Origin of the sequence: Aquimarina besae (genome assembly GCF_042434905.1) — a bacterium.
Classification (GTDB): Bacteria; Bacteroidota; Bacteroidia; order Flavobacteriales; family Flavobacteriaceae; genus Aquimarina.
In genome coordinates this window covers 2765786-2782439 of sequence record NZ_CP170199.1, presented here as the reverse complement: position 1 = coordinate 2782439, position 16654 = coordinate 2765786, and the positions used below count along the sequence as shown (strand labels likewise).

Sequence of the window (16654 nt, the reverse complement as noted above, 5' to 3'; positions counted from 1 at the left end):
AAAAAACAATTATGATTTTACAACTTAACCATGCTTCCAAAGTACTCACTTCTGGAAGTAAAAAGATTGCATTACTTGATTCGATTAACTTAAATATTGAAGAAGGAGAATTTATTTCGCTTATGGGACCATCAGGTTCCGGTAAATCTACTTTGTTAAACTGCATCGGAATGCTCGATAATTTTACTGATGGTCGCTACACGTTTTTAGGTGAAACTGTTCATACTATGAAGGAGAGGCAACGCTCTAAACTTTACAAAGAATATATTGGTTTTGTATTTCAGGCTTATCACTTAATAGATGAACTAACGGTTTATGAAAACATTGAAACTCCCCTACTGTACAAAAACATAAAATCCTCTGAACGAAAAAGTCTCGTAGCAGATATGCTCGATCGTTTCAATATAGTGGGTAAAAAAGATTTATTCCCTTCACAACTTAGTGGCGGCCAACAGCAATTAGTTGGAATTGCGAGAGCTTTAATCGGTAAACCCAAGCTAATTTTGGCAGATGAACCTACGGGAAATCTTAATTCTAAGCAAAGTACTGAAATTATGGAACTATTCGAAGAATTAAATAAAGAGGGGGTTACTATTATACAAGCCACTCACTCTGAAAGTAACGCTGCTTACGGTTCTAGGGTTATTCATCTGTTAGATGGACGTATTGTATCTGAATAGCTTAAAGTAAAATGATACTAAAATAAATTAGAAATATTAATATCTCTTTTTCATATAAACCAGATACTCTTATAGAAAAGATACAACAAACGAACAAAAAAGACCTAAGAAGCAAGCAGCTCCATTAATAGAACGAAGCGTTTGCTCCATAAAACCATACAAAGCATGCATTTCTTTTTTACCCGCTTCTTTACCTAAGCGACCTGCAAAATATAATACAAACCAGGTAATAAAAAGTAAGACCATAGCTATGATAGCATACAGATAATCCTCGCCTAAACTCATATTGACATACATCCAGATCCCGGATCCAATGAATGCGGTGGCCACAATAAAATGAGCAAACATAAAAAATGTCCAAACCGTCGGACTAGGTCCAAAAAGTCCTTTGAGTTTTGGTTTGTCATCTACATCATAAATCTCTAAATGCAGTTGCGGAGACCAAAAGTGTTGATCTTTTTTAGGAATACGTATAAAGACATGATGATCGATACGACTGACCTTAAAATCTTTACTGGTTTTTCCTTTCTCTTCAAAAGCCTCTAAAGCCTTTTCTGAAGGAATTTCTAAATCCCTAAAAAACCGTGGCCGTAAAACAATATCGTTTGTAATCTCCATATACACCAAAGTAAGAGATCAATGTTACCATATTTCTAAATCTTTATTCCTGATTTTTATCAGTTTTTACTTTACTTTCCTGTGTGTAACTGTATTGGGTCTGGCCAAAAACCACAAGAAATCGCTAGCGGAATCCAATAAATCTAAACTCGCACAGGTTTTTATAGGACAACAAAACAATGATTAAATAACACGTCCTTAATTTCATCATATGGAGGAAATATCATTCTACCTCTCTTAACGCGGCATACATTGCATCCAGAAAGTCTTGTTGTTTTTTATCATCTTTAAAATAGCGCTGATATATTACACTACAACTTTCTACATCTAAGATGTTAGTTGTATCAAAAGACCAATTGTCTGGGTTCTTAACGGTTATGCCCAGATCACAGGCTTCTTCTTTCCATTTGATGTAAAACACCGTCTTTGTATAAGGTACTACGTCAAAATCTGCATATACTGTATATCCACTCATATCCGGATTAAAAAACTTATGAATTGCAGTAATCGGGACACCACCCCAATTTACGCTAGTTCCTTCCGGCAATTCAAAACCTGTGAGATATTTTTCGTTCATTATGGATTGTTGCTCGCCTTTTTTCAGAAAATGTTTCTTGTATGTTAACTTAGTTCCTTTAGGAATCAGTATTTCTTTAATCATTATAGATTCTGAAGTAATAAAATAAGGATTGTTAGGACGTGATCCATTAGGGTTAAGTGTAAGATTACAAGCGGTAGCACAACCTGTAATTAATATGATAAGAGACGATTTTAAGAATTTCATAAATGATATACCTCCTTATCGAATGAAATATTGCTTAGAAATGTTTAGCACTCTACTTTTTAAATTTTAAATCTCCGTCATACTCATCCCAACTAATTGAGTTCTCACCTTTTTTGCTTATTGTTTTTTCGATTTTAACCTGATCATCTTCAATAACTTTCACCTTTAAATCAGGAGAATACATTTTTACTAAGAGAGTCTGCGACTTTTCTATAATGGGTAAAATTTCTAGGACAGTTATTTTATTCTCCACTATTTCAAAACTTAGAACATCTAAATTAAAAAAAGCACCTTTTTTTAAGACCTTATCTACACTCATTCCTCCTTTGTAATTAAACCCTACGCAAGTGATGTTATACTTTCCTGGTTTTAATTTAATTTCTTTTGAGGTTCCATACCTTGTCATATAAGGAAAATCAAAATTTAAGAATCGTTTATTCGCTAAAGTAGTTACAAACTGATTTCCTGAAATCCCCCACTCTAAAGCTCCACTTTCGAGTTGTTTTAATACTTTTTTTCTCAACTTAATTTCAGATACAAATGGTTTTAATTTTAAAATAAAAGTTCCTTCAGACTCTTGAGAAAAAAGAGGAGACATACTTATGCTTAAAAAAATAAAAAACAAAACAGCTATTGAAAACTTTGCTTTTCTAGATACCTTCATTTTAATTTCCTTTTAATAATTATTTTACTTTTTTGTTTGACCGGTTAAACAAGTAGATCAAATATTGACCATTTCTAACAAGTGATATTTATCAATTATTACTACTTGCTAAACATCCCGTTTTGAGGATTGCAAGTATATAAAAAAATGTTTTGTTTTTTAAATTTTTTATGTGCCTATGAGTTCATTTCTCGCATAGCATATGTTGTAAATGATAGACTTTTTAGAGTACAGGAGAAAAGTTATTATCAAGTCATTAAAAGAATTGAAATAATGATCATTAAATTGATGAAGATGGAAAAAGCATTTATTTTTAGGTGTGAATAATAATTTCTCAAATACTTTTTAAATAAAAAATCAATAATCAAGAAAAAAAATACCATCAAAATAAAAAAAACAGGTACTACAAATCCAACAGGTGGTGTATGACTTCCATCAGTTCCTTGTGTGATAATCGAATAGATTGTAAAGCATAGCCCCAATAGATATAAGAGGGATTTAATTATTCTGTATATGTCCATTTCTTAATCATATTCACCACTAGTCACACTTGTCCAACTAAGGTGGAGACTAGCTTTTATACAGTGAATCGGTGGCAGTACTATTTGCAATACTTGCCCAGAAGGTTTTGAGGCATTTCATTATTATACTTTTCAACAAATCCTAATTCAATAGATTTCTTTGCATCTGAGCAACATTTATCTATTTTTTTCATTCGTGCGTGAAGTAATGCTCTATTTAAATACCCAGCCGATTCAGAGGGGTTAACTTCGATTGCTTTGTTGAAATCAATTAAACTTTTATCATATTGTTTCGAGTGCATATATGATAATCCTCTATTTTGTAGCGCGACAAAATAATCATCTTTAATTTCTAAACATTTTGTAAAATCATCTATTGCTTTCTTTCTTTCCCCAATCATATCGAAACAAAAACCACGATTTATAAATATAGATAATCTGTCTCCATACTTTTTTTCCGCCTGATTGAATTTTAAAATTGCTTTATTTGGTTCATTGTTGTTCGTTAATTCTATTGCTTCTAGTATCAAAGATTCATTTTCTTCATAATCTCTAATAATTAAATCTGTAGTATCCTTGTAGTAAATTATTCCATTTTTAACGACACGATCTGTTTCCGATACCTTTTTGCACCCAAAAGAGATAAGTAAAAGAAAAATAAATAAGGTTTTTTTCAAAGTTTTTTATCTAAAATTTTATTAGTAAAAGGTAATCTATCTTATTCCCGATGCCGCCAGTTTACAACTGGTGTGCACCACAAATCTGTGTTAGGCTACATAAAAAGCAACCATAATATACGAAAACTTATAGTATTATGGTAGTTATAAATTCTTACTCGAAGTCGCCACTAGTCATAGACTAGCGGTAGCAGGGGTCACTATTCACACTTCTATGCCTTGGGAGAAGGCTGGAACGGTAGTGGGAGTTGTTAGTAAATGCTTTTTAATATTCGTATTCTAATTTACCTTTAATTTCCAATAATTCTTTTTCCTTATGAGCAAACATTAGAAAGAGTTGCTCTAAAAGCTTTTTAGCCTGGTGGCAATTTTGAAATTCACTTTGACATTCAAAACTATATGACCTAACGAGTCTGTAATTAATATCATAGTTTTTTGGGAAAATTTCTTTTGCTTTTTCGTAGTAAAAGATAGAATTATGCCATTTTCCTTTTTCAAACCAATCATCGCCTTTATTGATGAGTATTAAAAACTGTTTTTCTTTTTCTTTGAATTTTATTATTTGTATACTCTCTTTATCTATACTGTTTTGCCAGATTACATTAATTGTAAAATATGTAAAAACACTTATTATAAGTATTGCGATACCGATTAGTATTGTATTTTCTTTTCGGTTTTGCTTTCTTATTTTTTTCCCTATTTGCAGTAGTTCTTCCGGTGACGCTTTTTTAAAATTTAATTTTCCTTCAGTAGTTTGTAAGGACTCTTTTTTAATATTAAGAAAAGTTCGTTCTTTTTGGAATAGTCTTTTAGACCTAAGTAACTTTTTATTGTTACTCAAGCTAGTTATCATTCCTTGAATACTCCCGCCTCCAAACATTTTTTTACTATTTACTGACCATAAGATATATCTAACAGGATACATCGTTACTAATTGGTATACTTAAAATTAAAAATGTTACAATATAGTCTCAAGAAGAAACAGCCATCATACAAAGAAATTACGGCTGTTATAAATTCTTACTCAAAGTCGACACTAGTCAGACACTAGCGGTAGTGGTTTTTTTATTCAGACCAATTGATTTTGTTGGTTTTGTCTAAATATATAATCGCATCAAAGGCTTTGCCAATTGTTTTGGTTTCAGTTTGACTGTTTCTGGCTTGTGCACCTGCTCCGCTCATTGTCGTTAGTTCATTATCGAGATATTCTTTTAGCTTTTTATCAAGTTTGGCTTTACGTATATTCAAAAATGTATTCGGATTTCCCATTTGTTGCAGGCAATCAGAAAATGTGCCTTTTAAAACTTCTTTATGGCTAAAGGTATTAAATTTCCAATTCCCTGTTTGATTAGCATCAACTGGAAAGGCAATGAATTCTCCAGTCCCAAAATCCGTTGCAATATTGAAAAAATAGTCTCCATACAGTTTTCTCAACTGGTGCCCTGTAACATCAACAAATCCACCATTATCCACCCAATCCCCTACGTGCGCATTATGAGCCCAATAAAGCGCTTTCGTTTCATTGCTGTGAAAATTCATAATCCACTGGATATTTTCGCCCATATAAATGTCTCTAAAATCGTGCTTTCGTTGTTCTACATTTTGAATAATTGCAGATACAAATTGTCCTAAAACAACAATATGTTGGTATGCTAAATTAAACTCTCTTTCAGAAGTTTTGCTCTTAAAAGACTCATAATTATCTATGAAATACTTTTTTAGTTTTGTGTAAGAAATGTAATAATCTGTTTTCTCACTCTCCTCAATTGATTGCCACAAGTGTTTTTCAAATCCATCTATTTGATAATCAGAATTTACAGTATTTAAATATTCTCTTATTCTATTTACATCAGAAATCACATACTGCATTTCACATCCATATAAATAAATCTTGTCAGAATTATTTTTATTGTATGCTTTTAACCAATCCATTAATTGATAAAATTCGGTTGTCTTATATCTCCAAGTAGAATTATGATTCTCCAAAATAGTTTTCAAATCATTTCTTTTGCCTTGAATGTAATCGTTTAAGTATTGTCCTTCTCCAAAACCAGTTTCGATAATTAAAACCTTAAAACCGTGTTTTTTGGATAGGTATTCCATCAGCTCTTTTGCTAGTAATGTAAATTCAGCTGTCCCATGAGTATCTTCTCCGTAACCTACAATTCTCACATCATCAATAGAATGATCAAGAAAGGAAAAAGAGCTGGCTTTGATGTCGTTAAATCCGACAGCGTAATTCTTTAATTCAGAATTACATTGTGATAAACAAGAAATATTAAATATTCCAAAAAATAAAAATGTCAAAAGGTATTTCATAGGTTTCTTCAAATATTTTACAACAGTCCTACCGAAAACAGGTATATTAAAAAATAAGCTATAATTTTTCTGATAAACATAAGCCGAGTTTTTAAATGTACTATTCATTTATTTTGCGATTGTAAAAGTGTAAATTTGTTTTCCTGAGTTCTCTTTTAAAATTAATAAGTTCAATAAAAGATGCTCACTATATTGTATTCCTGAAGTATTCAACGTGTCAAGAATTTCAGTAAATAAATCAGCCCTTTTCGAAATTCCAATAGCCCAAGCAGATACTTTGCTAGGTCTCCAACTATCTTTCAGCATTTCAATCAATATCTCGTCACTTAGTTCTTTTTCGATTAGCTGTAAAGAATTAAATAATTTCTCAATTTCAGTGTCTGATTTATTTAGAAAATTCAAATTCATTAAATCCATATAATATGGAGCAATATATTTTGAATGTAGTTCTTGTTTAGTCATTTTGAGTAATTGTGCCTAACGTGTTTGTGTATTAAAAGTAGGCGACTTCATAGCACTAAGCTTTCGGATAGGCAAAAAGTTTGATGAGAGCTTAATGCCTTGAATATTTTACTTTCCCGCCATTTTTTTATATGTATTGTTTTAATTCAGTTTTTTTAAAAGTCCATTTAATATTTCATCTTCTTCGTCTAATAAATGATCTTTAATCATTATATCAGGTATCACTCCTTCTGGCTTTTTACTGCCATTTACACGAACAATTTGTCCTTTAGACACTTTTACTACAATCCCTGTATTAGGTAATGAGTATTGAAACTGTGAAGCGTAAAGTGTTGGAAAATCACCTGTTTCTTCTCCTACAATCGTCCCAAAATTGTAATCTTGAATTTGAGCTGCTGCCACGGCTGCTTGAGAATATGATTGACGATTTACCAAAACGTACACTGCTCCTGTAAATATTTTTTGTTTGGGTTGTGGCCGGTAATCGTCAAACTCGAAATTATATATCTCTCCGTCTTTGTAATTGAGAATTTTTTGAAAATAAGCATTTGCAGTGTCATTGTGTTTCCTTGTGTGTTCTTTAAGAAATTGACTTGTTTTAAGGGTAAACTCCGAATTCCATTTAAAGGGTTTATCTGCAAAATAAGAGACTAAGTAATTACTAAAAGAGTCGTTCCCACCCGCATTATTCATAAGGTCAGTAATCAGATTTTTACTGTTTCGTTTTTTTATTTCTACAAAAGCTGAGTCAATAAAACTTTGATACTTTTGTTCATCACCTGAAAAATCTCCAGGATTTAAATAAGCTGTATTTTTATAAAACTTAAGTTTCATTTGAGCATTAAGAACTTCATCTCGTGGTGTTTCATATCCTTCAATTAGGTTAACCGCTTTTATTGAATGTTTTTTTACAGCTCCATTTGAGCGAATTTCAATTTGAAAGTTGTCTTGCTTTCCAAACACCTGCCAATACAATCTGGGAAATGAAATCATTTCAATTTTTGCATTTTTAAAGTATGTTCTTTCTGCTGCAACTTGCGGATAAATTTGGGCTAAGATATCTTTCATTAATATCCCATTTATATTTATTATCTCAGAACCAATTTTAATATCAGAATTATCAGAAAAGTTTTTCCGGATTAGACTTTTGTTGTGTTCAAAAGCAATTTCTAATGGAAATAGTGTTCCCCCACTATATGCATATGTTCTGTAAGAAGCTCCTGGGAAGTCGATTTCAGTATGTCCATTATTTACTACTGATATTACTTTTTGAAAAATAGTAGTTGCTTGTAATAGAGTAACAGAATCCTTAGCAATCGATTGTTTTACATTTTGATAATTCTCTGAAAAGTCTTTTTCTGAAGTATATGCGTAGAGATTGTAGTGAGCATCTTTTAAAGAATTATTAAGATACTCTAAGTCTTCTATAATTTCATTTCGTCCAAACTTTTTTTCGGATTGCTGGGCTATAGAATATTGAGAGAATATCAGAAACAGGAAAACTGCAAGGATATATTGATGTTTCATTAGATAGTTTATTTTTTAAAGGATGAATTAAATCCTCGAATGTAACTTGTATTAAGCACAACGCCAAATATATGAATCGGAGCAAGGCAAATAAGCAAGAACCAATCGATCTATCTGCGCATTTTTATTTCTTGTTAATTTATGAAAATCTAGCACCATTGCAAAAAGGAAATGACCTTATGATCTAGCACTAAACTTTGCTCTGATTTCATATATAATGTTAGCAAACGTTAATTTAATCAGCAACTGTTAATTCAATAGAAACAGCTTTAAATAAATTTAGCATTTTCTCACTAAACATATTCTGTGAGATTATTTTATCCACCCATTCTCCCTTGTAATAAATATATGTATTCTCATTTTTAGATTCCAAATCTAGGCCCAAAGTCAATGTTTTTTCTAATCTACTTGAGCGTCGTTTTTTTACTTTTTGTTCTTCTTTAATATTTTCAATTGCAATAAACAATCCTTCTTTCGGGAAAATTACATTTAAATAACTAAGGTCTATTTCAGTTTCATTGATTCCTTTTTTTGCAATCCCAATTATGTTTTGATTTACTAAATACTCATTTGGTTTTTTATCTTGTCCTACACTATAAACCCTAACATTAAATTGTGTTTTTTCAGAAATTCCAGTTATAAGTTTTATTTTTTTCAGAAACTTAGTTTCATTACCAATCGAATTGTTATTAAAAAGCCGAGCTATAATCCAAGGGTATTTTGTGTCTGTGCCAAAATAAAGATCAGTTTCCGATGTTTCAAAGCTCCCGATTTTAAATTCATTTGAATTTTTATTCTTTAATAATTCAATTTCTGGTAGTTTAGTTACAATTTTCTTTAAATAGCCAATATCTTTTATTTCCGATTTATCAATCCTTTTTGTTTCAAAACCAACAGCACTGAATATTAATTTTGTATTCATTTGATTTACATCAATTGAAAAATATCCTAATTCATTAGATGAAGTTCCAATGTTTTCATTTTCAATACAAATATTAACAAACTCTATCGGTTCAAATGTTTCATCATCTTGAACCACTGCATTTATTTGTCCAAGTAAACTATTTGTAAATAAAAATAGACTTATTAATATTAAATGCGGTTTTTTCATAATGTTTGCCAACTACTATATAACAGCAATTACGTTTAATACCATTTGTAATGAATTACAAACACTTACAAACGACTCCTATTTCTACTCATTGCTATTATGTTTTTAAATGTACCATAAAATTCTCCTTTCAACAACATGATAAAAGTGATTCTATGAATTATATCGATCATATTTTTTTTAACCCATTTCAGCTGCTACTAGTTTGCCACTAGTGCAAACCACAAACCTATGTTAGACAACATAAAAAACAACCTTATGACGTAAAAATTACACCTGCCATCTATTCTTACTCGAAGTCGACACTAGTCACAGACTAGTGGTAGCAGAGGCAAGTTATAAAGTAATCATTATAAGATGATTAAAATACAAATATTAACTTTGAAAAACTGAGCTAGTGCTTTTCATAGGAGCCATTGTTGGCAAATCGTTTTTATTATTCAACTATTATTTTTTTGTTTATATATGCTTTTTTCAATTTAGGAAACTCCTTAATAAATTCATATTCCTCAAGTTTTCCAGAAGTAGTGATAATAATTTGTTCAAGTGTTTCTGAATATTTTTCAAGACCTTTCAATGATTTTAGGTTTCTTGATCTGTGAATTTCTATTTTCTTTAAGCCTTTAAGTCCGTTTAGAGTAGTTAAATCCTCTACATTTGTCCAATTAAGACTTGCATTATTGTTACAGTTAATAGGAAATTTAAAACTGTTGAAATTCCTCTCTTTTGGTTTATGATGCCATAGGTAAAAGTTCTCAACATTTTCACATTGCTCTAAATTATAATCTTTAGTTTCCCAATCAATCGTTATTTCCTTAAGAGATGTAAATTGACTAAAATCTATTGACGGTCTTTTCCCAGTCAATCCAATAGATTTTAAATTTTTCAGGTAATATAATCCTTGAATATCACTTAAATTGACATCCCAAAACCAAATATTTTCTACTCTCTTAAAGTGCTCTAAAAAGTCAAGATTTGATTCCTTAAATCCAAATGTTTTGTGTCCGAATATTGAAGTATAAGGATTTCCTTTTTTAAATAATTTGAATTGTTTGTTATACTCGGAAATACAATTTTCCATATTCGAAGATTCAATTCCTAAAGAAATTCCTCTTTCTCGATTTATATGAAATTGTCCTTCTTTTCGAATCATTTAAATTTTCGGTTTTTTTTAAATGTTTGCCAACGGTTATTATATGAAAAGTAGGCGATTTAGCAGCATTAAACTTTCGCTTAAACACAAAGTTTGATACGAGCCAAAACCCTTGATTTTATTACTATCTCGCCTATTTTTTATATATATTGTTGTAAGCAGTTATATCACGCTCTATTCTAATGGACTCAAAGGTATTTTTTGAGCAACTTTTATCTCTTTTATTTTTGCAAAACGGTCACTCGGGTTATCCACTACAATCCATTTATGAGTTGTTGTTGCTTTTAACCCTTTATTGTCTTTTGTAATACCACGCCAAACAAAATCTACATTTACTTCGTATTCATTATTCCCTAATTTTTTTACCATAAAATTCTCAGGAAAATGACTACTTTGTTTTAATTGTTTTGGTGTACCATTTAGCCACTTTTCTAATTCATCAATACTCGAAATTGGTTCGCTACTTGTTGAAAAATGAAGTTTAAAGTCATCAGTCAGCAACTCTTTGAAAGGTTCGACATTACCATCTAATTGCTCCATATTTAATAACCAATAATGAATAAGCGATAACATTCTATTGGTTGGATATGCATCTTCAAAAGTTGGATTTTCGATTGTTCCAGTTGGTGCAATATTAATCTCTGTAAAAACAGGAAGGTTTGAGGTTCCAGTTTGTTTTAGAACTGTACTATAACGCAATGGATAACTGTCATTTGTTCCATCTGGTTTTAGGTTTTGATAAATAATATCTGCCACTAGATTGATTCCATTTTCAGATTCTGAAACTGTAATATTTTGTACGTGATGTGAATTTTGCCAGCCTTTATAAACTTTTAACCTTTCAGGATAATTTGCTCTTCCTTTCATTTCGCCTGCTGCGGATTTCATTTTGATGTCCTCATCTAAAATTTCCAATTGGTTTTCAAGACGTTGTTGGTTTTCAAAATCACGTTCGTAGAATAAATACCAACGGTAATACTGCACTTTTGCTGCGTGGGCAATTCTGGTTTTTTTAATCATATCTATTTTTGATTTTTGAATAAATGAATGTATAGCATCAGCAACATCATCAGGTACTTCCATTTGTGGTGAATGTGCTGCATTTTCTATAAGTTGAAGTTTGGAAATAGGAATATTATTATAAAAATACTCTGCGGAATTGAATTTTACCACCTTGTCGTGTTTTCCCCAAAGAATTAAGGTTGGTGCAGTAATTTTAGAAATATCGTTTTTAAGATTAAAATATTTACCGTTCTTGATTGCAGTAACCAACGTATTGTCAACAAAGTCTTTACTAGCATTTATTTGGTTAATCAGATGCTTTTTTATCGGTGATGGAAGGTCTGGTTTATTGTAAAAAACTCTTGAAAGTACAGCGTCAAATTCTTCATCTGTTTCAATGTTTTTTCCAAAACCTGTGTAAACCACGTGGTCATCTAATTTTAGCCCAGCCGAATTTAATAGAATAAGATTTTTTACATCATTTGGATATTTTATTGCGTAGGTTGCTACCGTATGTCCACCCATTGAATTACCAACCAAATTGATGTTTTTAATACCTAATTTTTCTAAAAATGAATGTAAAAAAGTAGCTTGCCCATCAATAGAATAGTCCAAATCTGCCTTTTTTTCATTTTCTCCGTGTCCAGCAAGGTCAGGTAAAATTAGATTATAATGTTCTGACAATTTTTTTGAAGATTGTAAGAAGCTATTTTTATCATCTCCCATTCCGTGAACTAAAACTAGGGTTTCTTTATCACTATTTGCAGAACTTTGATAATAGTTCACTTCATAACCATTCAAATCAATAGTTTTCTTTTCTAGTTGTGCTGCATTTGCATAACCGCTATTTGTAAAGTCAATCAATTTTTGAGGAAAGAAAAAGAATATAATTCCGCCTACTATTATTAATAGTAAAATGATTGCTGCTAATATTTTTAATAGTTTTTTCATTATTTAATTTTGAGATGATATTTGTAATTGAGTTTGATATTTTTTAGTGTAAACTTCCCCGAAGTTATCAATTGTAATTGCCAAAGAGAGATGTAAAATTAAAGCAGTAGAAATTCCGAAAAAAATCGATTTTGTGTCTAAAAATGACATAACCACAATGATTAATAGAATACAAAATCCATAGATTAATTTTAACCTAAAGAAAGATTTTAAATCTTTTTCTGTTTGTTTTTCTTCTATTTCTAGAAAGTCCACAGAGTTGTTAGTATAAATTGATATTTTATTTTCTATTTTATGATATTGTTTTAAGTATAATGGAAACATAATTATTGATTCCAGAATTCCTAAAACAATCAATGTAACTGCAAAACTTTTGTAGGCAGTAAACGAGAAAAAAAGTATTCCAATTATCACTGAAAAAACTCCGATTATTCCTGCTGATAAATACAACGCTTTTTCACTATTTAAGAAGTCTGTTATTATCCATTCCATATTTTTTGATTGTTTTTTCAAATGAGATTCATTTTGTTCCTTAATTTTATTTTGTGGTCGGATGTTTGTCATAATTGCTTACAACTACTATATAACAGTAATTGCGTTTAGTACCGTTTGTAATTAATTATAAACACTTACAAACGATTCATAATTCTGCTCGTTGTTATTACGTTTTAAATATACCGTAAAATTCTCCTTTCGACAACATGATAAAAGTGATTCTATGAATTATATCAATCATATTTTTTAGCCTGCACTCCTATTCTCAATTTGTCCGGCTTTAGAGGAAAATCAGCAGAACTATTAAGGTGTAATATCAGACAAATAAAACATCCTACCCGTCTTGGGTACATATGAGAACGAAATATTTAATAAAATCAATTAATCAATGATCAAAAAATCTTGGCTATTCATTACTTTTCTTTAAACCAATGGTAAATCCAATCGATAAGCCTACATAACTATTATCTATTGTTCCGATTACTTGTCCTTTTTGTATTTCGATATCAGCTTCTGGTATAAAATTATATTCCAATCCAAGCCTGGTCTTACCAATTTCAAGTCCTCCTCTAACCAAAAAACCGGGTTGATTATTAACACTTCCTTCCAAAATTTCTGAAGTACCGTTCATCGAAACGTCTATATTATTGAATATATAATAGCCTAAACCTATCCCCACATATGGACAATATTGTTTATCATTCAGGTAATAATCAAAAGTTGGCAAAAAGGAAATAATAGCATTATCATCCAGATCATCTACAAAAAATGAAGCGCTATTATCAATTTCAATTTTCTGAGGATTTATTGCTATTCCAAATCTTAATCCAATCAGCATATTTTCCGAAATCTTAATATGAGGTTCCGTATTAAATAGTAATCCTAAATTATCTGATTCTGTCGCTAAGAGAATTCCTGGTTCTATTCTTAGTTTTGGTTGTGTATATGAGTTACATCCGCAAAACAACACAATTAGGAATAAAAATTCTTTTAAATCTGTTTTTTTATTATCAAAAAAATCAAGCTCAAAGACTTTCATAAATAGTATGGATTGATATTTGCAAAACGTCAATATCTCTTTATAATTGCAACGAACGATGAAGTGTCATACACTTTAAATCTATTTAAAAAAGATATAATCGATAGAATACTATCAAAATAGAGTTCCAACGTCCCATCGAGTGTTTTATGGTGTAGCGTAGCGCAGTCATAAAATATATTTGTTAACGTTAGTATTATAAATTTTCTATCACATCGAATATAATTCATTCGATTTTTAGTGTTTTTTATACTGTTTTGAGTATTTTTTACTCGATTTTGAATGTTTTTGATTCAACGTTGAATGTTTTTTACTCAAAATCAGATCTTTTTTATTCGAGTGTCTCTGAATTATATTCATAAAAAAACCAAAAAGACTCGATACAGAATCTTTTTGGTTGCTATCATTGGATTTCCTCTATAAACCACTTATTTTTTAGAAAATCGCTGTTTTAAATCCTCATAAATCGGTTTTGCACTGGTCACTCCTTTTTTATTTGCTTCTTTTACTTGCCCGTAGTATAACAAAGCGGCCTGTAAGGCTTCACTACCCGCTAATAATCGAGTATCATCTACATCAGAGAATAATTGTTCCAGGATATTAGCAATGGGTGTTAATTGTGATACCACGGTTTCATCTTTTAGAAACTCATCTTTATCCATATAACTGGGCATAAACTCCGGATTGGTTTCTGAATACGATTTTACCTTTTGTACCGTAGGTAAAGATTTATTACCCATTTTAAACAATCCTGAACGTTCTGCAGCTGTTAGTGCCTGTAGAAAAGGCGCGAGTGTTGTTCTACATTCTTGTAGTTTGGTAGTCACCTCATCAATTGTTTCTTGTGGTATTACTATACTAATTTGATTTTCTAATCCCATAGGTTTAATTTTTAATGATTACTATTCTTATTATTTGTGCTCTTTAAAAAAAGCTTCTATAACAAAGTGTAATAAGCATTAGAATTGTTACCTCCGGTTTTAGTTTTTTTTTTAAATTATTTTAGAATGAATCTAAAATGTGTGAACTCTTATTAGGACGAGACAATCTATTCTTACTCGAAGTCGCCACTAGTCAAAGACTAGCGGTAGCAGGGTATCTTAACGAACAAATCCATAAGATTTAGCGACTTAGTAAATATACAAAGACCTTTAGATTTAGCCCTAAACTCCGCATTACGTTTAGGTAATGTTGTAAAACGTCATTTTATTGTTACTATCCTCTTTAGCTATTACAGAAAAATATATTTAGATTAAGTTCTTTGGCCTTGTCAAATACGTATTGCATATCTTTTTTCAATTCAATATTATTTGGATACTTTTTTGCCAAAGTATCAAAGTAAAGTTTTTTATAATCTTCTAATTCTCGAATTAAAATGAAAAAAAGATGCGGAAAATCTTTACTTCGAGGTGTCTTCCAATACGATCTTGTACGGTTTTCAAAATCCGATAAATGCTGTGTAAACATAGGCCAATTATCGTTGTTTCGATTTACGATTTTACCATAATGAAGACAAACATCTCGTTGTAAATAGCCATAAACGGCACCCAATGTACTTATAGCGAATTTTTCTACTTCTTTATCCAATATTAAATCGGTGTAAAGATTTTCTGTTTCACCGTCAATAATATTTTGCATTATTCTTTTACTGGATAATTTTCCTGTTGACAAATCAAAATAATCTTCAAGTATAAAGTCATATTCACTATAATCAGGTATTATATTTATTAGGTCATAATTCTTAGAACCAAATACTTCACTCACTTTTCTTCCGTTTGTAAATATTGTTTCAACTGCGTAGCCCATATTTATATGTTGTTTTTCATTAAGTTATCTAGCGAATAATGATTTCTTCGTAACGGTTTTGTGTATGATTTCGTTGCGTGTTTAAGCAACTAATTTAGCAAATTCAAACCTAATAGAAAATCCGAGAGGATTTTCGTAAGTAGGCTAGAACTAACAATAAATTATATACGTACGGTGTTAGCATTAGTCTTTATTCACCATATGTTGCGTGAAAAAACTTTGTCAATTTTTCTTCTTTATAAGTTATTTCAAACTTTAATATTTCTCCATAATCTAAATCTACCATTTTATTAAATTTTCCATTTTCAATTCCATTAAGAAGTTGAAGAGAATACATTTTTTTTACATCTGAAGAATTAATTTTTCTAATCTCTCGTTCCCAGAAATCTTGTTTTAATACATACCAGATTAAATGAGGTCGATATTTATAGACTAATTTTTGATATAATTTTCCGTTCATATATAGTTTTGGTATTTCATCCAATTCATTAGAAGATGTTGAAATTGCAATGTATAAATCAGTTGACGGATTCCATTGGGCACCATTTGGACCTCCTCCATTTTGGCTAAAAACATTATCTATAGAATCATTTGTCAGAATTGTTATAGATTTTTCTTTTAGCCAAGTATTAATAACTAAACTGTCTTTTTCTGTTGAATATTTGTCATCAAGCTTAAAAAAACAATAAGCGTTTAATTTTTGTTCGATACCTTTTTCAGAATTCAGAATACTTTTTGTGATAGTCGAGTTCCCTTTTTTATTTCCTTGACAAGAAATAAGCACCCAAATTGTTAAAAAAGTTACTAAGGTTAATCTCATTTTTCAAATTAATGTTAACGCCAAA

The 16654-nt window shown here is 30.4% G+C and carries 17 protein-coding genes; 1 reads left to right on the top strand and 16 read right to left on the bottom strand.

All coding sequences use genetic code 11. The features are described from left to right. Positions 1-11: 11 nt before the first annotated feature. Complete coding sequence (locus tag ACE94K_RS12110) at positions 12-680, top strand: ABC transporter ATP-binding protein (protein ID WP_378172440.1); 669 nt, start codon at positions 12-14, stop codon at positions 678-680. 69 nt (positions 681-749) lie between these two features. Here the strand turns inward: ACE94K_RS12110 and ACE94K_RS12105 are convergent, their stop codons facing one another. From ACE94K_RS12105 to ACE94K_RS12030, 16 genes are all read right to left on the bottom strand, one after another. Continuing rightward, entirely contained in the window at positions 750-1298 is a 549-nt protein-coding gene (locus tag ACE94K_RS12105) for a GTP-binding protein (RefSeq protein ID WP_378172434.1), read from the bottom strand. Positions 1299-1521: 223 nt separating this feature from the next. Further along, positions 1522-2082, bottom strand: a complete 561-nt coding sequence (locus ACE94K_RS12100) for a hypothetical protein (protein ID WP_378172431.1) — start codon at positions 2080-2082, stop codon at positions 1522-1524. A 52-nt stretch (positions 2083-2134) separates the two neighbouring features. Then, on the bottom strand, positions 2135-2746 hold the full coding sequence (locus ACE94K_RS12095; protein ID WP_378172429.1) for a hypothetical protein: 612 nt from the start codon (positions 2744-2746) through the stop codon (positions 2135-2137). A gap of 601 nt (positions 2747-3347) precedes the next feature. Continuing rightward, complete coding sequence (locus tag ACE94K_RS12090) at positions 3348-3944, bottom strand: tetratricopeptide repeat protein (protein WP_378172426.1); 597 nt, start codon at positions 3942-3944, stop codon at positions 3348-3350. 265 nt (positions 3945-4209) lie between these two features. Beyond that, a complete protein-coding gene (locus tag ACE94K_RS12085; protein WP_378172423.1) occupies positions 4210-4869 on the bottom strand; it encodes a hypothetical protein in 660 nt (219 codons plus the stop codon). Positions 4870-5009: 140 nt separating this feature from the next. After that, positions 5010-6263, bottom strand: a complete 1254-nt coding sequence (locus ACE94K_RS12080; RefSeq protein WP_378172420.1) for an erythromycin esterase family protein — start codon at positions 6261-6263, stop codon at positions 5010-5012. Between the two features lie 108 nt (positions 6264-6371). After that, on the bottom strand, positions 6372-6725 hold the full coding sequence (locus ACE94K_RS12075; protein ID WP_378172417.1) for a DUF6000 family protein: 354 nt from the start codon (positions 6723-6725) through the stop codon (positions 6372-6374). Between the two features lie 141 nt (positions 6726-6866). Beyond that, entirely contained in the window at positions 6867-8252 is a 1386-nt protein-coding gene (locus ACE94K_RS12070; RefSeq protein ID WP_378172414.1) for a S41 family peptidase, read from the bottom strand. A gap of 235 nt (positions 8253-8487) precedes the next feature. Continuing rightward, positions 8488-9363, bottom strand: coding sequence for a carboxypeptidase-like regulatory domain-containing protein (locus ACE94K_RS12065; protein ID WP_378172412.1), 876 nt, complete (start codon positions 9361-9363; stop codon positions 8488-8490). A 436-nt stretch (positions 9364-9799) separates the two neighbouring features. Beyond that, on the bottom strand, positions 9800-10516 hold the full coding sequence (locus tag ACE94K_RS12060; protein WP_378172410.1) for a hypothetical protein: 717 nt from the start codon (positions 10514-10516) through the stop codon (positions 9800-9802). A gap of 174 nt (positions 10517-10690) precedes the next feature. Then, the gene (locus ACE94K_RS12055; protein ID WP_378172407.1) at positions 10691-12469 is read right to left on the bottom strand and encodes an alpha/beta fold hydrolase; all 1779 of its coding nucleotides are present in this window, start codon (positions 12467-12469) and stop codon (positions 10691-10693) included. A gap of 3 nt (positions 12470-12472) precedes the next feature. Continuing rightward, the gene (locus ACE94K_RS12050; protein ID WP_378172404.1) at positions 12473-12982 is read right to left on the bottom strand and encodes a hypothetical protein; all 510 of its coding nucleotides are present in this window, start codon (positions 12980-12982) and stop codon (positions 12473-12475) included. A gap of 388 nt (positions 12983-13370) precedes the next feature. Next, the gene (locus tag ACE94K_RS12045; RefSeq protein WP_378172401.1) at positions 13371-14003 is read right to left on the bottom strand and encodes a hypothetical protein; all 633 of its coding nucleotides are present in this window, start codon (positions 14001-14003) and stop codon (positions 13371-13373) included. Positions 14004-14431: 428 nt separating this feature from the next. Next, positions 14432-14884 carry a hypothetical protein gene (locus ACE94K_RS12040; protein ID WP_378172399.1) on the bottom strand — a complete coding sequence of 151 codons (453 nt, stop codon included), beginning with the start codon at positions 14882-14884 and terminating at the stop codon, positions 14432-14434. Positions 14885-15227: 343 nt separating this feature from the next. Further along, positions 15228-15809 carry a hypothetical protein gene (locus ACE94K_RS12035; protein ID WP_378172396.1) on the bottom strand — a complete coding sequence of 194 codons (582 nt, stop codon included), beginning with the start codon at positions 15807-15809 and terminating at the stop codon, positions 15228-15230. Positions 15810-15999: 190 nt separating this feature from the next. Next, a complete protein-coding gene (locus ACE94K_RS12030) occupies positions 16000-16629 on the bottom strand; it encodes a hypothetical protein (protein WP_378172394.1) in 630 nt (209 codons plus the stop codon). Positions 16630-16654 lie beyond the last annotated feature (25 nt).

What these genes read in the sequence shown, in the direction of transcription:
- ACE94K_RS12075 (WP_378172417.1), bottom strand. Translation starts at nt 6,725, where the DNA reads ATGACTAAACAAGAACTACATTCAAAATATATTGCTCCATATTATATG.
- ACE94K_RS12070 (WP_378172414.1), bottom strand. Translation starts at nt 8,252, where the DNA reads ATGAAACATCAATATATCCTTGCAGTTTTCCTGTTTCTGATATTCTCT.
- ACE94K_RS12060 (WP_378172410.1), bottom strand. Translation starts at nt 10,516, where the DNA reads ATGATTCGAAAAGAAGGACAATTTCATATAAATCGAGAAAGAGGAATT.
- ACE94K_RS12110 (WP_378172440.1), top strand. Translation starts at nt 12, where the DNA reads ATGATTTTACAACTTAACCATGCTTCCAAAGTACTCACTTCTGGAAGT.
- ACE94K_RS12045 (WP_378172401.1), bottom strand. Translation starts at nt 14,003, where the DNA reads ATGAAAGTCTTTGAGCTTGATTTTTTTGATAATAAAAAAACAGATTTA.
- ACE94K_RS12065 (WP_378172412.1), bottom strand. Translation starts at nt 9,363, where the DNA reads ATGAAAAAACCGCATTTAATATTAATAAGTCTATTTTTATTTACAAAT.
- ACE94K_RS12100 (WP_378172431.1), bottom strand. Translation starts at nt 2,082, where the DNA reads ATGAAATTCTTAAAATCGTCTCTTATCATATTAATTACAGGTTGTGCT.
- ACE94K_RS12105 (WP_378172434.1), bottom strand. Translation starts at nt 1,298, where the DNA reads ATGGAGATTACAAACGATATTGTTTTACGGCCACGGTTTTTTAGGGAT.
- ACE94K_RS12085 (WP_378172423.1), bottom strand. Translation starts at nt 4,869, where the DNA reads ATGTATCCTGTTAGATATATCTTATGGTCAGTAAATAGTAAAAAAATG.
- ACE94K_RS12040 (WP_378172399.1), bottom strand. Translation starts at nt 14,884, where the DNA reads ATGGGATTAGAAAATCAAATTAGTATAGTAATACCACAAGAAACAATT.
- ACE94K_RS12055 (WP_378172407.1), bottom strand. Translation starts at nt 12,469, where the DNA reads ATGAAAAAACTATTAAAAATATTAGCAGCAATCATTTTACTATTAATA.
- ACE94K_RS12030 (WP_378172394.1), bottom strand. Translation starts at nt 16,629, where the DNA reads ATGAGATTAACCTTAGTAACTTTTTTAACAATTTGGGTGCTTATTTCT.
- ACE94K_RS12095 (WP_378172429.1), bottom strand. Translation starts at nt 2,746, where the DNA reads ATGAAGGTATCTAGAAAAGCAAAGTTTTCAATAGCTGTTTTGTTTTTT.
- ACE94K_RS12035 (WP_378172396.1), bottom strand. Translation starts at nt 15,809, where the DNA reads ATGGGCTACGCAGTTGAAACAATATTTACAAACGGAAGAAAAGTGAGT.
- ACE94K_RS12080 (WP_378172420.1), bottom strand. Translation starts at nt 6,263, where the DNA reads ATGAAATACCTTTTGACATTTTTATTTTTTGGAATATTTAATATTTCT.